Consider the following 18,607-nt stretch of genomic DNA (forward strand, 5'->3'; position numbering starts at 1 on the left):
GAAATTGCAATGGGTTAATTTTTGCCGACTCATGCCGCCTGGACAGGCTATACTTTCGCCTGCTATTTATGGAGGGGCATATCTTGTTCAAAACAATCGTTTTACCAGTCGCCTTGTTGGGCGCGTTCGCCGGCGCACACGCCGACGAAGGGCAGTGGCAACCACACCAATTGCCACAGCTGAAAGCCGAACTGAAACGGGTCGGCATCGAAATTCCTGCAGAAAAACTGGCTGACCTGAGCAAGCACCCGATGAGCGCCATTGTGTCGCTGGGCGGCTGCTCGGCCGCTTTCGTTTCCGACGCCGGCCTGGTGGTGACGAACCACCATTGCGCGTATGGTGCCGTGCAGCGCAATTCCACGCCGGAACACAATTACATCACCAACGGCTTCCTGGCCAAGACGCGCGCCGCAGAGCTGCCGGGCGGTCCGAACAGCCTCGTGTATGTGACGGACAAGGTGGAGAACGTCAGCGAGCGCGTCCTGAAAGGCTTGACGGCCGACATGAGCGGCCGCGCGCGCCACGAAGCCGTGGAAAAGCGCGTCAAGGACCTGATCGCCGAATGCGAAACGGACAAGATGTACCGCTGCTCCGTGCCCGCCTTCCACCGCGGCCTCGAGTACTACCGCATCCGCCAGATGATGATACGCGACGTGCGCCTCGTGTACGCGCCATCGGACAAGATCGGCAACTTCGGCGGCGATATCGACAACTACGAATGGCCGCGCCACACGGGCGATTATTCGTTCCTGCGCGCCTACGTGGGCAAGGATGGCCGTCCGGCCGACCCGTCGCCCGACAACGTGCCGTACAAATCGAAGGATTTCCTGGTGGTCTCGGCAGAAGGCTTGAAGGCCGGTGACGGCATCTTGCTGGCGGGCTACCCCGGCCGCACCAGCCGCTACAAGCTGCCGGCGGAAATCCGCTTCGCGCGCGATACGGCCTTCCCTTTGAAAGTGTCGGAACTGCAAGCGGACCTGGCCGTGATGGCTGACGCCACGAATGGCGACGCTGCCGCTGCCGTGCGCTATGCGAGCGTGGTGAAAAGCATCAACAACGTGCTGAAGAAAACCCAGGGCTTGCTCGACGGTTTCGCGCGCAAGGACATCGCCGCCATCAAGGACGTGCAGGATGCCGAGTTCCGCGCCTGGTACGCGAAACAGCCGAACGTGTCGCCGACCCTGCTGGCCGAACTGGATGCGGCGATCGCCAGCGACATGGCCTTGAGCGAAGAAGAGTTCGCCTGGAGCGTGGCCACCAACAGCGACTTGCTGAAAAGCGCGCGCACCCTCTACCGTTTGTCGCTGGAGCGCCAGAAGGCGGACGCCGAGCGCGAGTCGGGCTTCCAGCAGCGCGACCTGGCCTTCATCAAGGCCCGTCTGGCCCGCCTGGAACAGTCGTATGTCAACAAGGTCGACCAGGCGCGTTTTGAAGCCGGTCTGAAGCGTTACGCGCAACTGGCGGCGAAGAGCCATCCGCAAGGCCTGGACGCGCTGCTGCCGGCGCCAGCTGCCGTGGCGGCCCTGTACCAGCAGACGCAACTGGCTGACACGGCCAAGCGCCTGGCCTGGCTGGAGAAGGACCAGGCCGCTGTTGCCCAATCCGACGACGCCTTCATGGCGCTGGCCATCAAGCTGCAGCCGGTCGAAGCGGCGCTGGAAGAGCGCCGCAAGGAAATCGACGGCAACCTGGAACGCGTGATTCCGCAATACATGCAAGCCGTGATTGCCTGGAAAAAGTCGCAAGGCAAACCGGTCTATCCTGACGCCAACTCGACCCTGCGCGTGACCTATGGCACGGTCTCGCCGTACTCGCCGCGCGATGGGCTGACCAAGGGGCCGTTCACGACCGTGGAAGGCATCGTTGAGAAAGTCACGGGCAAGGCCCCGTTCGAAGCGCCGCAAGGCCTGATTGACGCCGTCAAGCAAAAACGCTACGGCCAGTTCCGTGATCCGGTGCTGGGCACGGTGCCCGTCAACTTCCTCACCAGCGCCGACACCACGGGCGGCAATTCCGGCTCGGCCGTGATGAACAAGCGCGGCGAATTGATCGGCCTGAACTTCGATTCGACGTATGAATCGATCACCAAGGACTGGTACTTCGACACGGCCATCACGCGCGCCATCCACCTCGACATCCGCTACATGCTGTGGGTGATGAAGGAAGTGGACCATGCGGATAATTTGCTGCAGGAAATGACGATCAAGTATCCGAAGCCAGTGAAAGCCGCCAAGAAGTAAGCTTTAACTTGCGTTAGCGCAAAGCCGCATCCGCCGCAGGGCCGATGCGGCTTTTTTGCGGCTGTGCCACGTATAATTCCTCGCACTATCCACCGCTATTCTTTTTCGACAGGTTCCCATGCCCCCGACTCCCGATTTTCCGCCTGACTGGCACGCGTTCGAAACTGCATACGACGTCGAAGCAACCTGGTTCATGCTGGCCAGCGCATCGCTGGCGCTGCTGGGCGCGTCCGCTTTCAAGGATCAGGCATTTTCAGCCTTTGCCTTCAACGCCGTTTCGTTCCCGTCCCTTTCGCTGAGCTTTGACACCGATCCCGACAACAGGGAGCGCGGTGATTACCCGCCGGACTGGTCGAACGAGTGCATGGAAGTCGATGTGCCGGAAATCGGCCGGCTGTGGGAAGAGGGCCATGCAGGGATCGAAGGCGCGCTCCTCGAGCTGATCGATGCTGCCGATGACGAGTTGCTCGATGCCATCGAGAAAGGCTATCTGCACAGCCTGAGGAAAACCATGGTGCGGCTAGAAACGAGCCATGCGTTCGAGCAGATCAGGACCTGCCCGCGATTCTGGACCGTGGTCACGCAGGTCGACGCCGATACGGATGAAGAGGAGCGGCTGCTCGAGCAGGTGCGGCTGGCGGCGCTGGCAAGCCGTGCCTGATGGGCACTGAACGCTAGATCAGGGCTTGCCAGGCCGTTACTTCCGCGTCCGTCAGCACCGGCCCCCAGCCGCCGCGCAGCGCCGCATCGTGCTGGGCATAGTGCGCAAGCTGCGGCACGGCCACGTCATGCCTGGCACAGAGATCAAGGACGGCTTCCAGCTGCCGCCGGCTTGCCGGAAGGTCATCGCCATACCAGGTACAGGCGCTCGTTTCCAGCACATGCCCGACAAGTTGCTCCAGCGTGCCGAGCAGGTGCCCGGGGATGGCCAGGCGGAGGTCGCCCGGCAAGGGATCGCCCATGCCCGTGACGGCCAGGCAAGCAAAGCCGCGTTCCCAGGCGGCAAAATCCCCAGGCGCGAGCTGCGCCACTTTCCAGACGTGCCCGGCGAACGCGGACAGCGCCGGATGGTGAATGTCAAAGCGCTGGCAAAAGCGTTGCAGGCAGCTTACGGCAATGCATTGCCTGGCGGTCACCGAGAGCGTGTCTATCGATATGTTGCGCATGAAAGTTCCTGACGTTGGCACTCGCCGATCACTGGGTCCATCTGACTTGATGACGGTTGTCCCGCCTGGCAAGGCAGCCTGCCGCAGTGCCTCCACCGGCAACTGGAAAAACCGCGGCACCATCGCCGGCGACAAATCGTCGCCGCCGTCCGCCATGGCCAGGCGGCCACTGAGCAGCAGCATCACGTAGCCATGGCCCAGCGACCAGCCGGCGCTGGCGGCGGCCTTGTCCCAGCGCGGGTCGAGGCCCGCTTCGCGCACGGCCGCGCCGGCCGTCTGCAACACGTACTGGAAGCACGCTTGCGCCGCTTCCAGCAGGGCGGGGAACTGGCGCACGTCCTGGTGTTCGAACATCAGCCGGTAGTGGGCCGGTGCGGCCAGGGCGAATTCGATGTATTGCTGGCCCAGCAGCTGAAAACGCTGTTCGGAGGGCAGGCTGCCCTGCGGCGGCAGTTCTGCCTCCCATTTGGCGATCAGGCTGGCGAAACCGGCTGCCGCCACGTCGGCCAGCAAGGCTTCCTTGCTGGGGAAGTGGCGGTACACGGCGGCGATCGACACGCCCACCGTGCGCGCCAGTTCGCGCAGGGAAAGGGTGGCGTCGCTTTGCTGCGCCAGTTGCGCGATGGTGGCGGCGACCAGGGTGTCGCGCAGGTTGCCGTGATGGTAAGTACTTGTGCTTGTCATTCTATGTTATCGCTGTTCACATTGTCGTGTATGATGGCCATGTTATCACTGAACACATGGAGAGCACATGCAAGAGATAAGCAACGTGGTACGCGCCGTGGCCTTGCCGCCAGGCGCCAGCATCGCCCCCTTGTATCCGGGCAGCAACCTGGCCGACGCGTATGCCGTCGACTTGCCGACTGCGCAGGCGCGCCAGATGGACATGGAAAGCCTGGCGCGCGTGCTGCTGGGCAGCCAGCCGGGCTGGGCGCGCAAGCTGATGGTGGTGCGCGACGCCATTGTGGCGCGCTTCGGTATCCGGACGGCAAAACAGATGGAAGCGCGGCCCGGCAAGCGCATCGGCATCTTCCGCATCTTTGCCGTCAGCGACGATGAAATCATCGTGGGCGAGGATGACAGCCACCTGGATTTCCGCCTGTCGGTGCTGCGCCACCGCGACGCGGGGCCGCATGGCAGCATCACCATGTCCAGCGTCGTGCATTGCCATAACGGGGTGGGACGTGCCTACATCCTGATGATCCGGCCTTTCCACAAGCTGATCGTGCAGCGTTCGCTGGCACGCGCCGTCAAGGGCGGCTTTGCCTGAGCGCACTGAGCTGGCAATCTTGCTTATTCATGGCCGGTATTGCATACTGCACCACCAGCCTCATCACGATTCCCATGAACGATACGCTTCTCCTGCTGGGTTTTGCCACCACGCCGCTTGAACTGATTTCCTTTGTCCTGGCACTGACAACCGTTGCGCTGAACATCCGCCAGAATCACTGGGCGTGGCTGTTCGCCATCATTTCCTCGGCCGCCTACGGTTTCGTGTTTTTCGAATCGCGCCTGTATGGCGACATGGCCTTGCAACTGCTGTTTATCAGCGTCTCGTTCTGGGGCTGGTACCAGTGGCTGCACCCGGCCAGCGGCGGCAAGACCCTGCCCGTCACGCGCCTCGATGGACGCGGCTGGATGGCGTGCGCCGCAGGCTGGCTGGTCGGCTTCCTGCTGATCGCCTGGCTGCTGACGACGACGGATACGGACGTGCCCCATGCGGACGGCTTCCTCACGGCCGGCAGCCTGGTGGGGCAATTCCTGCTGTCGCGCAAGAAACTGGAAAACTGGATCGCCTGGATCATCGTCGACGTGCTGTATGTGTGGCTATACCTGCACAAGGGACTGACCCTGACGGCCGTGCTGTATGCCTTCTTCGTCGTGATGGCCATCATCGGCTTGCTGGCGTGGAGAAAGTCGGCCCCGGCCGCGCCGAGCGCGATGGTCCTCAAGTGATGGAGCGTTGCGTGCGCGTGGCCATCCTGGGCGCGGAATCGTCGGGCAAGTCGACCCTGGCAGCCGCCCTGGCCGAACGCTACGGCACCGTGTGGGTGCCGGAATACTTGCGCGAATTTGTCGAGAAGCAGGGCAGGGTGCCCGTCGCGGCCGACCAGTTTGGCATTGCGCGAATGCAAGTCGAACGCGAAGCGGCCGCCACCGCGCAGGCGCGCCATTTCCTGTTTTGCGATACGACGCCGTTGATGACGGTGGTCTACAGCCGCCATTATTTCAATGGCGCCGATGCGCCGCTGGCGGCGCTGGCCGATGCCACGCAGTACGACCTGACGTTGGTGACGGCGCCCGACAGCCCGTGGGTGGCCGATGGCTTGCAGCGCGAGTCGGAAGCCGTGCGCCAGCTGATCTACCGCTATCTGCTCGACGAGCTCGATGCGCGCGGCATCGCCTACCACGTGCTGCACGACAGCCTGGAGGCGCGCCTGGAACAGGCGGCGCCCTTGCTGCAGCAGGCGCTCGATGCGGCGCCTGCCTTTACGTCAACTTAATTAAAAGTCGAATTGCGCCGACACCTTCAAGGTGCGGCTTGCACCCGGGAACAGGTAGCCGCCTGCTTCCGGAGTCACATCGCGCCAGTAGAACTTGTCCGTCACGTTGTTGACGGTGGCGCGCAGCACGGCTGGCGTGCCGGCCAGGCGCGTGGCCCAGGCGGCACCCAGGTTGAACACGCTGTACGACGGCACGAAGGTGGTGTTGTTGTTTTCAAACGCCTTTTTGCCCGCATATTCCCAGCTGCCATTCACGCTCAAGCCTGCCACCTGCTGCACGGCGTAGTCCGCGTGCACGGCCGCCTTGAAGGCCGGCACGTTGGGCACGCGCTTGCCATCGTAGTCCGCACTGCCCGTGCCTGATTGCTGGCTGTTCAGGGCCGTGACGGACGCGCCCAGGTTCAGGTTGGCCGATGCCTTGCCCTGGGCCGACAATTCCAGGCCACGGTGCTGGGCCTGGCCCGCGCGCACGAAGTTGTAGGTGCTCATGCTGCTGTCGAGGTACTGGTTGAATTCCAGGCCCTTGCGGATCTGGAACAGGGTGGCGGCCACCATGAAGTCCTGCGTCAGGTCCGCCTTCACGCCCAATTCGATCTGCTTCGAGCGGCTCGGCGTCAGTTCCACATTGGCGTTTTCCGCGTAGCGGTCGGCCGTGCCGCCGTGCTCCATGCCTTGCGAATACGATGCATACACGGCGATATTGTCTTGCGGGTTGTACACCAGCGCCACGTTCGGCAACAGGAAGTCGTGCTTGGCGCGGATTTCCTTGTCGGCCTTCAGCACATACTGGTAGCCATCCACATTGATGTGGCGCAGGCCGCCATGCAGCTTCCAGTTGGGCGCCAGGCTGACGATGTCCTGCACGAAGACGGATTTTTCCTTGTCGTTGCGTACCAGGCGCACGGGGCCCGTGACGCCGTCGGATGGCGCGACGATGACGGGTCGATAAATGTTGCTGATGCCCACTTCGTCGTACACGTACTTGCCGGCCCGGTCCTTGCGGTTGAAGTACGACACGCCGGCAGTGAATTCGTGGCGCAGGCTGCCGGTGGCGAACTTGCCCTGGATCATGGCTTGCGCGCTCAGCGGCTTTTTCGTCTCGCCCAGGCTGCGGAAGTCCCATACGGAGAAATCGCCATCGCTGCAGAAGACGGGCGCCCAGCCTTCCGGGCTGCAGCCATACGGATACGCCGTGTAGTCGTCGCGCTTGAACGAGTGCTGGTTGGCGGACAGGGTGGCGTGCCAGTCGTCATTGAAGGCGTACTGGAAGCGCAGGCCGAGGTTGCTGGTGACGGTTTCCACCGGATGCGTCCACGGTTGCTTGTTGAGCATGGCGTCGGCGCTGACGTTGGCCGGCAGGCTGCCGTTGCTCAGCAGCTGGAAGCCGGGCGCCGTGACCTGCGCCTTGTCCTGGTAGTCGGCGTCGAGCTGCAGCAGCGCTTGCGGGGAAATCTGCCAGTCGAAGGCGCCGGAAATGAACCGACGGTTGCCGTCCGCACCCTTGATGTAGGAACGCAGGCGCTCGGCCGCCACGTTGACGCGGTAACCGAAGCGCGTGTCTTCCAGGCGTCCGCCCAGGTCGACGGCGCCATACACGGTGCCCCGTTCGCGCGCTTCCACGGTGACGGTGCGCAGCGGTGCGGCGGTGGGGCGCTTGACGATGAAGTCGATCACGCCGCCAGGCGCGGCCACGCCTGCCTGCAAGCCGGCCAGGCCTTTTAAGACTTCGATGCGTTCCTTGTTTTCCAGCGGAATTTGCGTGTCGCCAGGAATGGCCACGCCATCCTTGCGGTAGCTGGAGTTCGTGTCGAGCTTGAAGCCGCGGATGGTGAACTGTTCCGCGTAGCCGACGGCGTTGTACGATTCGTTGATGCTGGCGTCGAGCTTGACGGCATCGCTGAGATTGCGGATCTGCAAGTCCTGCATGTCTTTTTGCGAAATGACGGTGACGGACGCCGGTGTCTGCAGCAGCGGCGCGTCGGCAAAGCCGCCCACGGAGGCACGCTTGGCGGCCGGCGCCTTGCTTGCCGTGACGACGACTTCGGCCATGTTTTGGGCCTGCGGATCGGCGGCTTCGGCGGTGTCGTTCGCAGCAAAGGCAGGCGCGGCAAACGCGTGCAGGATGGCCAGGGTCAGTACAGAAACGGATAAATTCGGTGTGGACATAGATTGCTCGTGGTTCAAGCCGTCTCTGTAAAGAGCACGGCAGGCTGCTTGTTCGGCTGGCGCCAACGCAGGAGCTATCAAAGGAGGGAGGTACTTTGCGCTTTCCTTCGCTGGCATTATCCAGATCAGGTACGAAGGGTATCTCTCACCCGGATAACGACTCCAGGACCCCTAGCGAAATGACAGCTTAGCATGAACCACGGCCAGCTGTCCCCCTGGCTGACCGTTTTACAACAGTGTGGCTGGAATTTGCAAACTGCGCTACAGACTCAGTTCCAGCACCTTGCGGCTGACGGCGGGCGTCACTTCGCGCTGCTCGCCCAGCGCCGTCATGCCGTGCGCTTCCAGGGCGGACACGACGGCATCCACGCTGGCGTGGTTCAGGCCGTAGTCGGCCAGGCGCGTCTTGACGCCCATGTGGCGGAAGAAGAATTCCGTGCGCGCGATGGCGGCCTCGATGCGGCCATCCTCGTCGCCGCCGTCGAGTCCCCACACGCGGGCCGCGTATTGCAGCAGTTTGGCGCGCTTGGCCTGCTTGCGCACGCGCAGCATGCTGGGCAGGATGATGGCCAGGGTCTGGGCATGGTCGAGCTCGTACAAGGCCGTCAATTCATGGCCGATGGCGTGCGTGGACCAGTCCTGCGGCACGCCCACGCCGATCAGGCCGTTCAAGGCCAGGGTGGCGCTCCACATCACGTTGGCGCGCACGTCGTAGTCGTCCGGGTGCGACAGGGCTTTCGGGCCTTCCTCGATCAGGGTCAATAAAATGCCTTCGGCGAAGCGGTCTTGCACCGACGCGTTCACGGGGTAGGTCAAATACTGTTCCATGACATGCGCAAACGCATCGACGACGCCATTGCCCACCTGGCGCAGCGGCAAGGTGAATGTTTTCGAGGGGTCCAGTACGGAGAATTTCGGATACACCTTGCGGCTCATGAACGAGCGCTTTTCCTGCGTGGCCTTGCGCGTGATCACGGCCGAGCCATTCATTTCGGAACCCGTGGCCGGTAACGTCAATACCGTGCCGAAGGGAAGGGCGGCCTCGACGATCTTGCCGCCTTTGGCCAGGATGTCCCACGCCTCGCCTTCATGCAGGGCGGCCGCGGCGATGAATTTGGTGCCATCGACCACGGAACCGCCGCCGACGGCCAGCAGGAAATCGATGCGCTCGCTTTTCACCATGGCCACGGCCTGCATCAGGGTTTCATAGCTGGGATTGGGTTCGATGCCGGCAAATTCCAGCAAGGTATGGCCGGCCAGCGCCGCCTTGACTTCATCGTAGACGCCGTTCTGCTTGATGCTGCCGCCGCCATACGTCATGAGCACTCTGGCATGCGGCGGGATCAGCGCCGTGATGGCGGCGATCTGGCCCTGGCCGAAGAGGATTTGCGTCGGATTGTAAAAGTCGAAATTGAACATGGGGCTCCTGCCGCTGGGGTTTAGGCTGTTGCTGAGCCATGATTATGGCCGAACGGGTGGAAACGTGTCGTGGACGCTTGAGCTTTTCGCCCGCGCGGTGGAGAATGCAGCCGATGTCACCACCACGCGAAAAGGAATGCGCATGACCAACGTCCCACTGGAAGAATCCGGCTTGCCGGCCACCGCGCTCGATATGCACCGCGCCATCGGCGCTGCCATCGCCGCGCTGCAGGCGCTGGACTTGAACAGCCAGCGTTTCGAGGCGTGCACGGACCCGGAACTGCGCCGCGTGCTGGCGCATGCGGGCGACACCAGCCGGCGCGAAATATCCATGCTGCTCGAATGGATGCGCCGCCGCGATGCGCGCCTGGATACGGCCATGAAGGAAGCGCTGTTCAAGGCGGGACCGATTGTTGCCCAGTATCACTATGACGAGAAAATATTGTAACTATTGGTTTGTTGCTGTGGCGTACCATGCGCCACTTTTGCATCGTTTCGCGTAGACTGTGCCCCTAATTAAATTTAACGTCGGATAGCAGCTGCTGTCCGGTGTATTCCAGGGGGCTTCAAGAAATGAGATCATTACCATACCGAGAAGGCAGCTGGTTTGCCGTGCCCTTGCCGGGCGGCGGCTATGCCGTCGGCGTGGTGGCGCGCAGGGCGCCTGCCGGGCGCATCATGCTGGCGTATATGTTTGGGCCGAAGCGCGACAGCTTGCCGACGCTCGATGAGCTGGAAGGCTTGCGGCCGGAACAGGCCGTACGCCGCCTGCGCACGGGCGACATGGCCCTGCTCAACGAGCGCTGGCCCCTGCTGGGTGACAGCCTCCACTGGGAGCGCGACGCCTGGCCCATGCCGGCCTTTATCCGCCGCAATGAATCCTTGCAGCGCGCCTGGCGCGCCAGCTATGCGGACGCCGACCCTGCCAAGCTGAACCGCGAGGAATCGATCCCCTTCGATACGCCGGGCATGGAGAGCGATTCCCTGTACGGCTACGGGGCGACGGAATTGCTGATGAATAAATTGCTGGCGCAAGAGCAGGCGTCCGCGTGACCGTTGTCGGGCGGCGGAAACGCCGGAGCCGGTAGCGTAGGTCGGATTAGCGCCTGGCGCGTAATCCGACAGGAATAGCCAACAATGTTGTCGGATTAGGCGAGGCAAGGCCTCGCTGATCCGACCTACGCCGCTGGCAAGCTGATCTGAAACGCCAGGCCGCCGCCTTCGCGGTTGCGCACTTGCAATTCGGCGCCATGGCGCAGCAGCACGCGGTCGACGATGGCCAGGCCCAGGCCGGCGCCGTTTGCCTGCCCGCGCGCCGTGTCGAGGCGGGTGAACGGCTTCATCAGTTGCTCGATCTTTTCTGCCGGCACGCCCGTGCCGTGGTCTTGCACTTCGATGATGACCTTTTTCGCGCCGTGGCTGGTGCGCACCTGGCAGGCGATGTCGATTTCCGTCACGTCGCTGCCCGGCGTCTTGCCATAACGGCGCGCATTCTCGATCAGGTTGTTCAGCACGCGGCGCAGGTCGGTGGGGTTGCCCATCGCATGCGCGCCGTCGGCGATGCTGGCGTTGATCTTCACATCCGGCAGGCGCATGGCTTCGCGCGTCATGTCGCTGAGCAGGCCGCTCAGGTCGACGTCCGTAAAACTCGACGCTTCCGTCGGCTTGGCGTAGTCGAGGAACTGGCCGATGATGGCATCCATCTGCCCGATATCGGACTGGATGCCTTCGCGCGCCTCGTCCGACAGGTTCGCCATTTCCACTTCCAGCTGCATGCGCGCCAGCGGCGTGCGCAAGTCGTGCGAAATGCCGGCCAAAATCACGGCGCGGTCCGATTCCACCTGTTTCAGATCATCGACCATCTGGTTGAAGCTGCGGTTCGCCTCGATGATTTCGATCGGGCCCTTTTCCGGCAGCGGCGCCGGCTGCTTGCCCTTGGCGATGTCGCGCGCGGCCGCCGTCAAACGCGACAGCGGCAGATTGATCAGGCTGGAAATGATGGCTGCGCCCAGCAGGGACAGCAGCGACACCAGGCTGGCCCAGCCCAGCCACTGGAAGCCCGTCAGGCCGCGCAGGCGCTCACGGTCCAGCATCAGCCAGTACTCGTCGTCGTCGATCTTGAAGCTGACCCAGAAGCCGGCCACGCCGTTGACGCGCGCGGAAAAGCGCGTGTCCTTGCCCAGCTTGGCCTTCACCAGCGCCTCGATGTCGGGCATCAGGTAATTGTCGGGCGGCGGCTCGATGCGGTCGTCCTCTTCCAGCGAGAAGATGCGGATGCCTTCATTGCTGACGAGATCGAACAGCAGCTCGCGGCGCAGCTCGGGAGCCGAGTGCGTCAGTGCCGCATGCGTGATGGTGACGACGGAAATGATCTGGGCGGAAATCTGCTGCGCCTGCGGCTCGCGCTGGATGAAGGAAATCATGCTGAACCAGGCGATCATGCTGACCGTGGTCAAGGTGCCGAGCAGCAAAAAGGTGCGCCAGAACAAGCCGCTTTTCAGCCGCGCCAGGCTGATATCGGGAAAAAGCTTCATCATGCCTCGCCTGCGATCAGCGCGGCTGTCCGTCCGGGATGAAGACGTAACCTAAGCCCCACACGGTCTGGATGAACAGCGGGCTCGACGGATCAGGTTCGATGAGTTTGCGCAGGCGCGAGATTTGCACGTCCAGGCTGCGGTCGAACACTTCGTATTCGCGGCCGCGCGCCAGTTCCATGAGTTTCTCGCGCGACAGCGGCTGGCGCGCATGGCGGGCAAATACTTTCAGCACCGAAAATTCACCGGTCGTCAGCGGCACTGTTTCGCCATTCTTTTTCAGGGTACGCGTGCCCAGGTCCAGCACGAAGTCGCCGAATTCGAAGGTTTGCGGCGTTTCCGACGGCGCGCCCGGGATTTCATCGGGACCCTTGCGGCGCAGCACGGCGCCGATGCGGGCCACCAGCTCACGCGGATTGAATGGTTTCGGCAGGTAATCGTCGGCACCCATTTCCAGGCCCACGATGCGGTCCACGTCCTCGCCCTTGGCCGTCAGCATGATGATCGGCGTCTGGTCGCCCGCGCCGCGCAGGCGGCGGCAGATCGACAGGCCGTCTTCGCCCGGCAGCATCAGGTCGAGCACCAGCAGGTCGTAGCGTTCGCGCAGCCACAGTTTGTTCATGGCCGTCGCGCTCTCTGCCGTGAAGACATTGAAGCCCTGTTCGGTCAGGTAGCGCCGCAGCAGATCGCGCAGGCGCACATCGTCATCGACTACCATGATTTTTGCCTGGTGGCCGTGGATCGATTGCGTTGTTGTATTGCTGCCGGAAGTGGAGGTTGTGGTCATTTAGGGTGTCGTGTTATCTTATATTAGTTGCTATAGTAACGCCTCGCGCGGCGTCGGCAAGGGGCTGTGGCGACCCATTACAAAGTGTTACAAACTTTACCCAATTACTCTTACTGCACCATGTAAAGCATCATACACTGGGGCCACAGTGGAAATCAGCTTTAGTTTATACGGCATCGCGGAAGAGGAACTCAATGAATATCTTTACTAAAAAAATTCACGCCGCTCCCAGCGCAGCTATTGCTGCCCGTACGACCGTGCTGTCCGCATTTGCCTTTTGTTCCGTGTTTGCCGCCAGCCTGGCGGCAGCGCAAAACCAGCCGCCGCCACGCCGTGACGACCAGCAGCAAATGCAGGCCCAGCGGTATGAACAGGTACAGCGCAGCAACAGCAATGATACGCGACTGCGCGAACAGCGTGACGCACGCAGTTTCGACACGCGCGCAGAAGAGCAGCGCCGTGCCAACGAAGGCGCCGACGCCTCGCGCCGCACGGGCCGCATGACGCCCGACGAACGGCGCGACCTGCGCCGCCAGATCAACGAAGTGGGGCAGGACATTTACTCGAATCCCCCGCGCCGCTAGCCAGCCATCCCCCTCCGACAGGGCCATCTCGCAAGACATGGCCCTGTTTGCATCTGGCCGCCCGCATTGTTGCTCAGTCAGGCACACGGCCCCGCCCCGTGATATTGTTCTAGTGCACGGAGGCAATTCTTTGAAATGGCTGCTGGGGGAGGCAAGGCGTGAGCGACGACGACACACCCGTTCCGGATGCGGTCCCCGCAGGCGGCTTGCCGCACGGCCTGGTCCAGCGCGACGAGGGCGTGTTCCTTGACCTGTCGCTGGCGCCGGCGCAGCTGCGCACCGCCGTCGAGCAGCTGTTCCAGTCGGGCCAGCTGCTGGCCGGCCTCGATTACGGTTTGTTCCTGCTGACCCTGTTCCATGCCCCCGCTCCCCGCGCCGCGCCCAAGGGCGATGCCCTGCTGCGCATCGCCGTGCGCGTGGGGCCATTTCCGCCCGCGCGCCGCGCGCTGTACAAACAAATCAAGATCCGTGGCGACAGCGCCGAATTTTACTTTGAAGCCTTGCCTGCGGACGCGGACGGCCAGGTGCCGGCGCGCCGCGAATTCGACGAGCTGGTGGCCGACCTGTGGTGCAAGGGCGTGCACTATGGCATCGATAGCGCGGCCGTGCGCGCCATTCTTGCCAGCGGCAAGGCCGAGCGCATCACGGTGGCGCGGGTGCTGCCGCCACAGCCGGGGCGCGACGCCCAGCTGGTCGAAGTATCGCAAGGCATCCACCGCGACGATGCGCCGCGCGAACGCTCCGATGGCCGCCTGGATTTGCTCAGCTTCAAGAACCGCTTTCCGCAAGTGAAAAAACACGCGCGCCTGCTGCGTCTGCTGCCGGGGACTCCCGGCTTGCCTGGCTACGACCTGGCCGGCAAGGCGCTGCCGCCGCCCGCGCCGATGGAACTGGACCTGGCCACCGTGGCGGGGCCAGGCACGGCGGTCGAGCATTTCAGCGATGGCGATTTCGTCGTGGCCACGCAAGATGGCTATGTGAATGTCGATGAACACGGCAAGATGTCCATCGAAAACAAGATCGTCAGCCGCGAAGGCGTCAGCAGCCGTACGACGGGCAATCTGAAGCTGAGCGCCGCCTACGAGGAGTACGGCGAAGTGCAGGAGCAGCGCCAGCTCGACGGCAGCGACATCACCATCCATGGCGACGTCTACGGCCACTTGCACTCGCATGGCGGATTAATATGGCTGCAGCGCAACCTGGTGGGCGGCACGGCCTTCAACGAGCATGGCGACGTGCGCGTCGAGGGCGTCGCTTCCGGCTCCGTGCTGCAGGCGCTGAGCGGCGAAGTGCATGTGAAGCGCGCGGAAAGTTGCGTCATCGCCGGCACGCGCGTAGTGATCGACAGCGCCAGCAATTGCGAGATCATCGCCGACGAGGTCGTCATCGAACTGGCCGAAGGCTGCGCCGTGGCGGCGCGCACCATCCGCATCGGCAGCGCCGGTCCCCGCAAGCAGGTGGAGATGCTGCTGTTCCCGCTGGTGCCCGACTTGAGTGCGCTGGAACAAAAGATCGCCGAGAGCCTGGCGAAGGCGGCGCAATTCCTGCAGGTGCAGCACAAGCGCCAGCAGGAAATCGATGCCATCGCGCAATTGCCCGAGGTACGCAATTACCTGACCCTGGCGGGTCAGCTGCGGCGTGGCGAATTGCAACTGCAAGCAACGCAACAGGTACAGTACGACAAGCTGGCCGCGCGCATCGCTCCCGTCCTGAAAGAGGTGGCGCGGCTGCGCGTGGAGGTAAAACAGTCGGAAATCCTGCACGCGCAGATGCTGGCGCTGGTGGAGCAAGTGCGCCAGGAGCGGCAGGCAACGGCGGGCCAGTCGCGCTGCACCCTGAGCCTGATTGATGGCGAGACGACGGTGCGCGCCCTCGTCGTGCCGCCCGGTCCGGCCAAGGTCTACGACCGGCCGCCGAAGGAAATCAAGGCCTTGCTGCGCAGCGCCACGCCGGCCACGCAGCCCGTGTTCGCGGACAGCATGGGCAGCCTGGACTGGACCTACCAGCCGCCACTCTGATCAGTCGATAACCTTGCCGCGAGATTGTTTGAGGACGCTGTGCGTGCTCTTGCTGTCGAGACGGCGCCGCTGCGAGCTGCGCGTGGGCTTGGTGGCGCGGCGTACGGCGGGCAGGAAGGTCACGCTGTCGATGATTTCCTGCAAGCGCCGCAAGGCTTCTTCCTTGTTCTGCTCCTGGCTGCGCGACTGCTGCGCCTTGAGCACCAGCACGCCATCCTTGCTGATGCGGCTGTCGCGCAGGGCCAGCAGCCGCTCCTTGTACGCTTCCGGCAGCGACGAGGCGGCGATGGGGAAGCGCAGATGGATGGCGCTGGACACCTTGTTGACGTTCTGCCCGCCCGGGCCCTGGGCGCGGATGGCGGAAAATTCAACTTCAGCGGGGTTGACGAGGTGTTGCATGGCCTGCCTGTTGGGGGATGATGTTGGTATTGTAAGGGAAGATGGCTGCGCCGGCGCAAGGCCCGGCGCCGAGGCCAGGCTGCCTTCCGGGAAAGTTGATGTTTCTCAACGCCGCCTGCGGCGATGCTGGTTAGCATGGGGCCAACGTTGCGCCACTGCGCATCCTGGCAGCGCCTACCGGATGAAAGGAACACCATGCAGCCCACGACCACGCCTGGCGCCGCAACGACCCAATACCTGACGCAGTACTTGAGCTTCCGGCTGGGCGGCCTGGAATACGGCCTCGATTACCGTTGTGTGCGGGAATTGCGTCCTCTGAAGGAACTCGACCGTTTTTCCTCGGAAGGGGAAGTGCTGCACAGCGTGGCCGTTTCGCGCGGCGTAATCATCCCCATCGTCGACATGCGCGCCGCGTTTGGCAGCGCCCACGGCGCGCCCGACCCGGCCACCGACGTGATTATTTTGCAGCTGAGCAATGGCGTGATGGGCATGGTGGTCGATGGCGTCACTGATATCGTCAGCCTGGCCGCCAGCGACATCGCCGCCGTGCCCGGCCTGGGCGAGGCGGAAGCCGATTACCTGCTGGGCCTGGGCACGGTGGCGGGGCGCCGATTGATCCTTGTCGATATCGACCGCCTGATGGCGATCCGCAGCCCCAGTCCCATGCAGGCAGCCTAAAAAAAAGACGACCCGGGAGTCGTCTTGGTGTTTTGCGTTAGCCCAGTTTCTCTAACTGATCCTGCAAGTCCAGCCATTCCGCTTCCAGCTGCGCCAGGTCCTTGGTGAAGAAGGTCTGGTCGGCCAGCAATTGCTTGAGCTTGGCCTTGTTGGCCGCGTCATAGATGGTCGGCTCGCCCAGCTTGGCGTCGGTTTCCGCCTTTTGCGCATTGCGCTTGGCGATCTGCTCTTCCTGGCGCTTGATCTTGTTTTCGATCGGTTTGCGCAGGGCGGCGGCCTTCTGGCGGTCTTCCGCTTCCTTGCGCTTGTCGCGCACGGGCGCGGCAGGGGCCGGGGCGGCGGCTACCGGCGAAGGTACGGAAGACGTCACGGGGAAGTCAGTCTTGTTGGCCTTGCCGGCGGCCGGCAGCACGTCCGTGCCCTTGCCCAGCTTGGTCTTGAACAGCCAATCCTTGTAGTCGTCCAGGTCGCCGTCGAACGGTTGCAGTTTGCCGTCGGCAACGATGATGAATTCGTCCGTGGTGGCGCGCAGCAAGTGGCGATCATGGGAAACGACGACCAGGGTGCCTTCGAACTGGGCCAGCGCTTCCGTCAGCGCTTCGCGCGTTTCCAGATCCAGGTGATTGGTCGGTTCATCGAGCAGCAGCAGGTTAGGACGCTGCCAGACGATCAGGGCCAGCGCCAGGCGGGCTTTTTCGCCGCCCGAGAACGGTGCGATGGACGCCGTGACCATGTTGCCGGGGAAGTTGAAGCCGCCCAGGAAGTTGCGCAGTTCCTGCTCGCGCACGGTCGGGGCGATCTTCGCCAGATGCCACAGCGGCGATTCGTCGTGGCGCAGCATTTCCACCTGGTGCTGGGCGAAGTAGCCGATGTTGAGGCCCTTGCCCATGGTGGCGTCGCCCGTCAGCGGCATCAGTTCGCCGGCGATGGTCTTGATCAGGGTCGACTTGCCGGCGCCGTTCTGTCCCAGCAGGCCGATGCGCTGGCCGATCTGCAGCGAAAACTTGATGCCGTTGACGATGGTTTTATGCGTGATTTCGCCCGTCGCTTCGTTCTCGATCTTGTAGCCCGCATCGACGTCTTCCATCACCAGCAGCGGGTTTGGTGCCGACAGCGGCTCGCGGAATTCGAACGAGAATTCGGCGGCGGCGCGCAATGGCGCCAGCTCTTCCATCTTCGCCAGCGCCTTCATGCGGCTTTGCGCCTGGCGGGCCTTCGAGGCTTGCGCCTTGAAGCGGTTCACGAACGATTCCAGATGGGCACGTTTGCGCTGCTGCTTTTCCAGCGCGCCGGCGGCCAGGATCATCTGCGCCGCGCGTTGGCGCTCGAAGCTCGAGTAGTTGCCCGAATAGCGCTTCAGCTTGCGTTCGTCGATATGCACGACCACGTTGACGACTTCATCGAGGAAGTCGCGGTCATGGGAAATGATCAGCAGGGTGCCGGCGTAGCGCTTGAGCCAGTCTTCCAGCCAGATGATGGCGTCCAGATCCAAGTGGTTGGTCGGTTCATCGAGCAGCAGCAGGTCGGACGGGCACATCAGCGCTTGCGCCAGGTTCAAACGCATGCGCCAGCCGCCGGAGAAACTGGCCACCGGTTGCTGCATCTGGTCCAGGGTGAAGCCCAGGCCCAGCAGCAATTGCTCGCCGCGCGACTGCACGGTATACGCGTCGGCATCGGCCATGGCGCTGTAGATTTCGCCGATGGCGATACCGTTTTCCGACGTGGCAGGCTCCGATTCCAGGCGCGCCAGTTCCGCTTCCAGTTTGCGCAGGGTGACGTCGCCGTCGATTGCATAGTCGAGCGCGGCACGGTCCAGGGGCGGCGTTTCCTGCGCCACGTAAGCCACGCGCCATTTGGCCGGGAAATCGATCTCGCCCTGGTCAGGGTGCAATTCGCCACGCATCATGGCGAACAGGCTCGATTTGCCCGCGCCATTGGCGCCGATCAGGCCGATCTTGTCGCCCGGATTGAGGGTGACATCGACTTGTTCGAGCAACGGTTTGATGCCGCGCATCAGGCTTACTTGTAGGAAACGTATCATTTTTTTCTTTGTAAAGGCTGGGCTTTGACCCCCGCCGTAAAAACATCGTGTAGGTCGGATTAGTCCGAAGG

Annotated in this window: 17 protein-coding genes and 1 riboswitch; of the genes, 10 read left to right on the top strand and 7 right to left on the bottom strand. The window is 63.1% G+C overall.

Annotation, left to right across the window (positions count from 1 at the left end; translation table 11 throughout):
• The first annotated feature begins 83 nt into the window (after positions 1-83).
• Positions 84-2,240: a S46 family peptidase gene (locus IGS58_RS07445; RefSeq protein ID WP_442908356.1), complete on the top strand. Its 2,157-nt coding sequence runs from the start codon at positions 84-86 to the stop codon at positions 2,238-2,240.
• A 118-nt stretch (positions 2,241-2,358) separates the two neighbouring features.
• Positions 2,359-2,901: a hypothetical protein gene (locus IGS58_RS07450; RefSeq protein ID WP_230520988.1), complete on the top strand. Its 543-nt coding sequence runs from the start codon at positions 2,359-2,361 to the stop codon at positions 2,899-2,901.
• A gap of 13 nt (positions 2,902-2,914) precedes the next feature.
• Here the strand turns inward: IGS58_RS07450 and IGS58_RS07455 are convergent, their stop codons facing one another.
• Entirely contained in the window at positions 2,915-4,090 is a 1,176-nt protein-coding gene (locus IGS58_RS07455) for a TetR/AcrR family transcriptional regulator (protein ID WP_230520989.1), read from the bottom strand.
• Between the two features lie 67 nt (positions 4,091-4,157).
• Here IGS58_RS07455 and IGS58_RS07460 point away from each other — a divergent pair, with 67 nt between their 5' ends.
• The 3 genes from IGS58_RS07460 (at position 4,158) to IGS58_RS07470 (ending at position 5,910) form a co-directional block, all read left to right on the top strand.
• Positions 4,158-4,676, top strand: a complete 519-nt coding sequence (locus tag IGS58_RS07460) for a DUF2867 domain-containing protein (protein WP_230520990.1) — start codon at positions 4,158-4,160, stop codon at positions 4,674-4,676.
• 74 nt (positions 4,677-4,750) lie between these two features.
• Positions 4,751-5,362 (top strand): nicotinamide riboside transporter PnuC, encoded by a 612-nt coding sequence (gene pnuC / locus IGS58_RS07465; protein ID WP_070282197.1) that lies wholly within the window; start codon positions 4,751-4,753, stop codon positions 5,360-5,362.
• Entirely contained in the window at positions 5,362-5,910 is a 549-nt protein-coding gene (locus IGS58_RS07470; protein WP_230522206.1) for an AAA family ATPase, read from the top strand. Before pnuC ends, IGS58_RS07470 begins: the two co-directional genes overlap by 1 nt.
• Here the strand turns inward: IGS58_RS07470 and IGS58_RS07475 are convergent, their stop codons facing one another.
• Positions 5,911-8,076 (bottom strand): TonB-dependent siderophore receptor, encoded by a 2,166-nt coding sequence (locus IGS58_RS07475; RefSeq protein ID WP_230520991.1) that lies wholly within the window; start codon positions 8,074-8,076, stop codon positions 5,911-5,913. It lies immediately after the preceding gene.
• An 85-nt stretch (positions 8,077-8,161) separates the two neighbouring features.
• A riboswitch (TPP riboswitch) is annotated at positions 8,162-8,259 on the bottom strand.
• 78 nt (positions 8,260-8,337) lie between these two features.
• The gene (locus tag IGS58_RS07480) at positions 8,338-9,495 is read right to left on the bottom strand and encodes an iron-containing alcohol dehydrogenase (RefSeq protein ID WP_034779411.1); all 1,158 of its coding nucleotides are present in this window, start codon (positions 9,493-9,495) and stop codon (positions 8,338-8,340) included.
• Positions 9,496-9,637: 142 nt separating this feature from the next.
• Here IGS58_RS07480 and IGS58_RS07485 point away from each other — a divergent pair, with 142 nt between their 5' ends.
• Positions 9,638-9,943, top strand: coding sequence for a ferritin family protein (locus tag IGS58_RS07485; RefSeq protein ID WP_070255786.1), 306 nt, complete (start codon positions 9,638-9,640; stop codon positions 9,941-9,943).
• Positions 9,944-10,068: 125 nt separating this feature from the next.
• Positions 10,069-10,548 (top strand): Imm26 family immunity protein, encoded by a 480-nt coding sequence (locus IGS58_RS07490; RefSeq protein WP_034779408.1) that lies wholly within the window; start codon positions 10,069-10,071, stop codon positions 10,546-10,548.
• A 125-nt stretch (positions 10,549-10,673) separates the two neighbouring features.
• Here IGS58_RS07490 and IGS58_RS07495 read toward each other — a convergent pair whose 3' ends face one another.
• Both IGS58_RS07495 and ompR read right to left on the bottom strand, forming a co-directional pair.
• The gene (locus IGS58_RS07495) at positions 10,674-12,032 is read right to left on the bottom strand and encodes a sensor histidine kinase (protein WP_034779404.1); all 1,359 of its coding nucleotides are present in this window, start codon (positions 12,030-12,032) and stop codon (positions 10,674-10,676) included.
• Between the two features lie 13 nt (positions 12,033-12,045).
• A complete protein-coding gene (gene ompR / locus IGS58_RS07500; RefSeq protein WP_223278807.1) occupies positions 12,046-12,747 on the bottom strand; it encodes an osmolarity response regulator transcription factor OmpR in 702 nt (233 codons plus the stop codon).
• Between the two features lie 263 nt (positions 12,748-13,010).
• Here ompR and IGS58_RS07505 point away from each other — a divergent pair, with 263 nt between their 5' ends.
• Entirely contained in the window at positions 13,011-13,400 is a 390-nt protein-coding gene (locus IGS58_RS07505) for a hypothetical protein (protein WP_230520992.1), read from the top strand.
• A 158-nt stretch (positions 13,401-13,558) separates the two neighbouring features.
• Positions 13,559-15,418: a flagellar assembly protein A gene (locus IGS58_RS07510; protein ID WP_230520993.1), complete on the top strand. Its 1,860-nt coding sequence runs from the start codon at positions 13,559-13,561 to the stop codon at positions 15,416-15,418.
• Here the strand turns inward: IGS58_RS07510 and arfB are convergent, their stop codons facing one another.
• Complete coding sequence (gene arfB, locus IGS58_RS07515) at positions 15,419-15,817, bottom strand: alternative ribosome rescue aminoacyl-tRNA hydrolase ArfB (protein ID WP_034779396.1); 399 nt, start codon at positions 15,815-15,817, stop codon at positions 15,419-15,421.
• 195 nt (positions 15,818-16,012) lie between these two features.
• Between arfB and IGS58_RS07520 the strand changes: the two genes are divergently transcribed.
• Complete coding sequence (locus IGS58_RS07520) at positions 16,013-16,495, top strand: chemotaxis protein CheW (protein ID WP_034779394.1); 483 nt, start codon at positions 16,013-16,015, stop codon at positions 16,493-16,495.
• A gap of 37 nt (positions 16,496-16,532) precedes the next feature.
• Here IGS58_RS07520 and IGS58_RS07525 read toward each other — a convergent pair whose 3' ends face one another.
• Entirely contained in the window at positions 16,533-18,536 is a 2,004-nt protein-coding gene (locus tag IGS58_RS07525; RefSeq protein ID WP_092606050.1) for an ATP-binding cassette domain-containing protein, read from the bottom strand.
• Between the last annotated feature and the right edge of the window lie 71 nt (positions 18,537-18,607).

Origin of the sequence: Janthinobacterium sp. EB271-G4-7A, from assembly GCF_020858075.1 — a bacterium.
Taxonomy (GTDB): domain Bacteria; phylum Pseudomonadota; class Gammaproteobacteria; order Burkholderiales; family Burkholderiaceae_D; genus Janthinobacterium; species Janthinobacterium lividum.

Bases quoted from the DNA above. Each gene is read 5' to 3' on its own strand.
- IGS58_RS07480 (WP_034779411.1), bottom strand. From the start codon at position 9,495: ATGTTCAATTTCGACTTTTACAATCCGACGCAAATCCTCTTCGGCCAG.
- IGS58_RS07525 (WP_092606050.1), bottom strand. From the start codon at position 18,536: ATGATACGTTTCCTACAAGTAAGCCTGATGCGCGGCATCAAACCGTTG.
- IGS58_RS07460 (WP_230520990.1), top strand. From the start codon at position 4,158: ATGCAAGAGATAAGCAACGTGGTACGCGCCGTGGCCTTGCCGCCAGGC.
- IGS58_RS07455 (WP_230520989.1), bottom strand. From the start codon at position 4,090: ATGACAAGCACAAGTACTTACCATCACGGCAACCTGCGCGACACCCTG.
- IGS58_RS07495 (WP_034779404.1), bottom strand. From the start codon at position 12,032: ATGATGAAGCTTTTTCCCGATATCAGCCTGGCGCGGCTGAAAAGCGGC.
- IGS58_RS07475 (WP_230520991.1), bottom strand. From the start codon at position 8,076: ATGTCCACACCGAATTTATCCGTTTCTGTACTGACCCTGGCCATCCTG.
- IGS58_RS07520 (WP_034779394.1), top strand. From the start codon at position 16,013: ATGCAGCCCACGACCACGCCTGGCGCCGCAACGACCCAATACCTGACG.
- IGS58_RS07505 (WP_230520992.1), top strand. From the start codon at position 13,011: ATGAATATCTTTACTAAAAAAATTCACGCCGCTCCCAGCGCAGCTATT.
- IGS58_RS07490 (WP_034779408.1), top strand. From the start codon at position 10,069: ATGAGATCATTACCATACCGAGAAGGCAGCTGGTTTGCCGTGCCCTTG.
- ompR (WP_223278807.1), bottom strand. From the start codon at position 12,747: ATGGTAGTCGATGACGATGTGCGCCTGCGCGATCTGCTGCGGCGCTAC.
- arfB (WP_034779396.1), bottom strand. From the start codon at position 15,817: ATGCAACACCTCGTCAACCCCGCTGAAGTTGAATTTTCCGCCATCCGC.
- pnuC (WP_070282197.1), top strand. From the start codon at position 4,751: ATGAACGATACGCTTCTCCTGCTGGGTTTTGCCACCACGCCGCTTGAA.
- IGS58_RS07450 (WP_230520988.1), top strand. From the start codon at position 2,359: ATGCCCCCGACTCCCGATTTTCCGCCTGACTGGCACGCGTTCGAAACT.
- IGS58_RS07485 (WP_070255786.1), top strand. From the start codon at position 9,638: ATGACCAACGTCCCACTGGAAGAATCCGGCTTGCCGGCCACCGCGCTC.
- IGS58_RS07470 (WP_230522206.1), top strand. From the start codon at position 5,362: ATGGAGCGTTGCGTGCGCGTGGCCATCCTGGGCGCGGAATCGTCGGGC.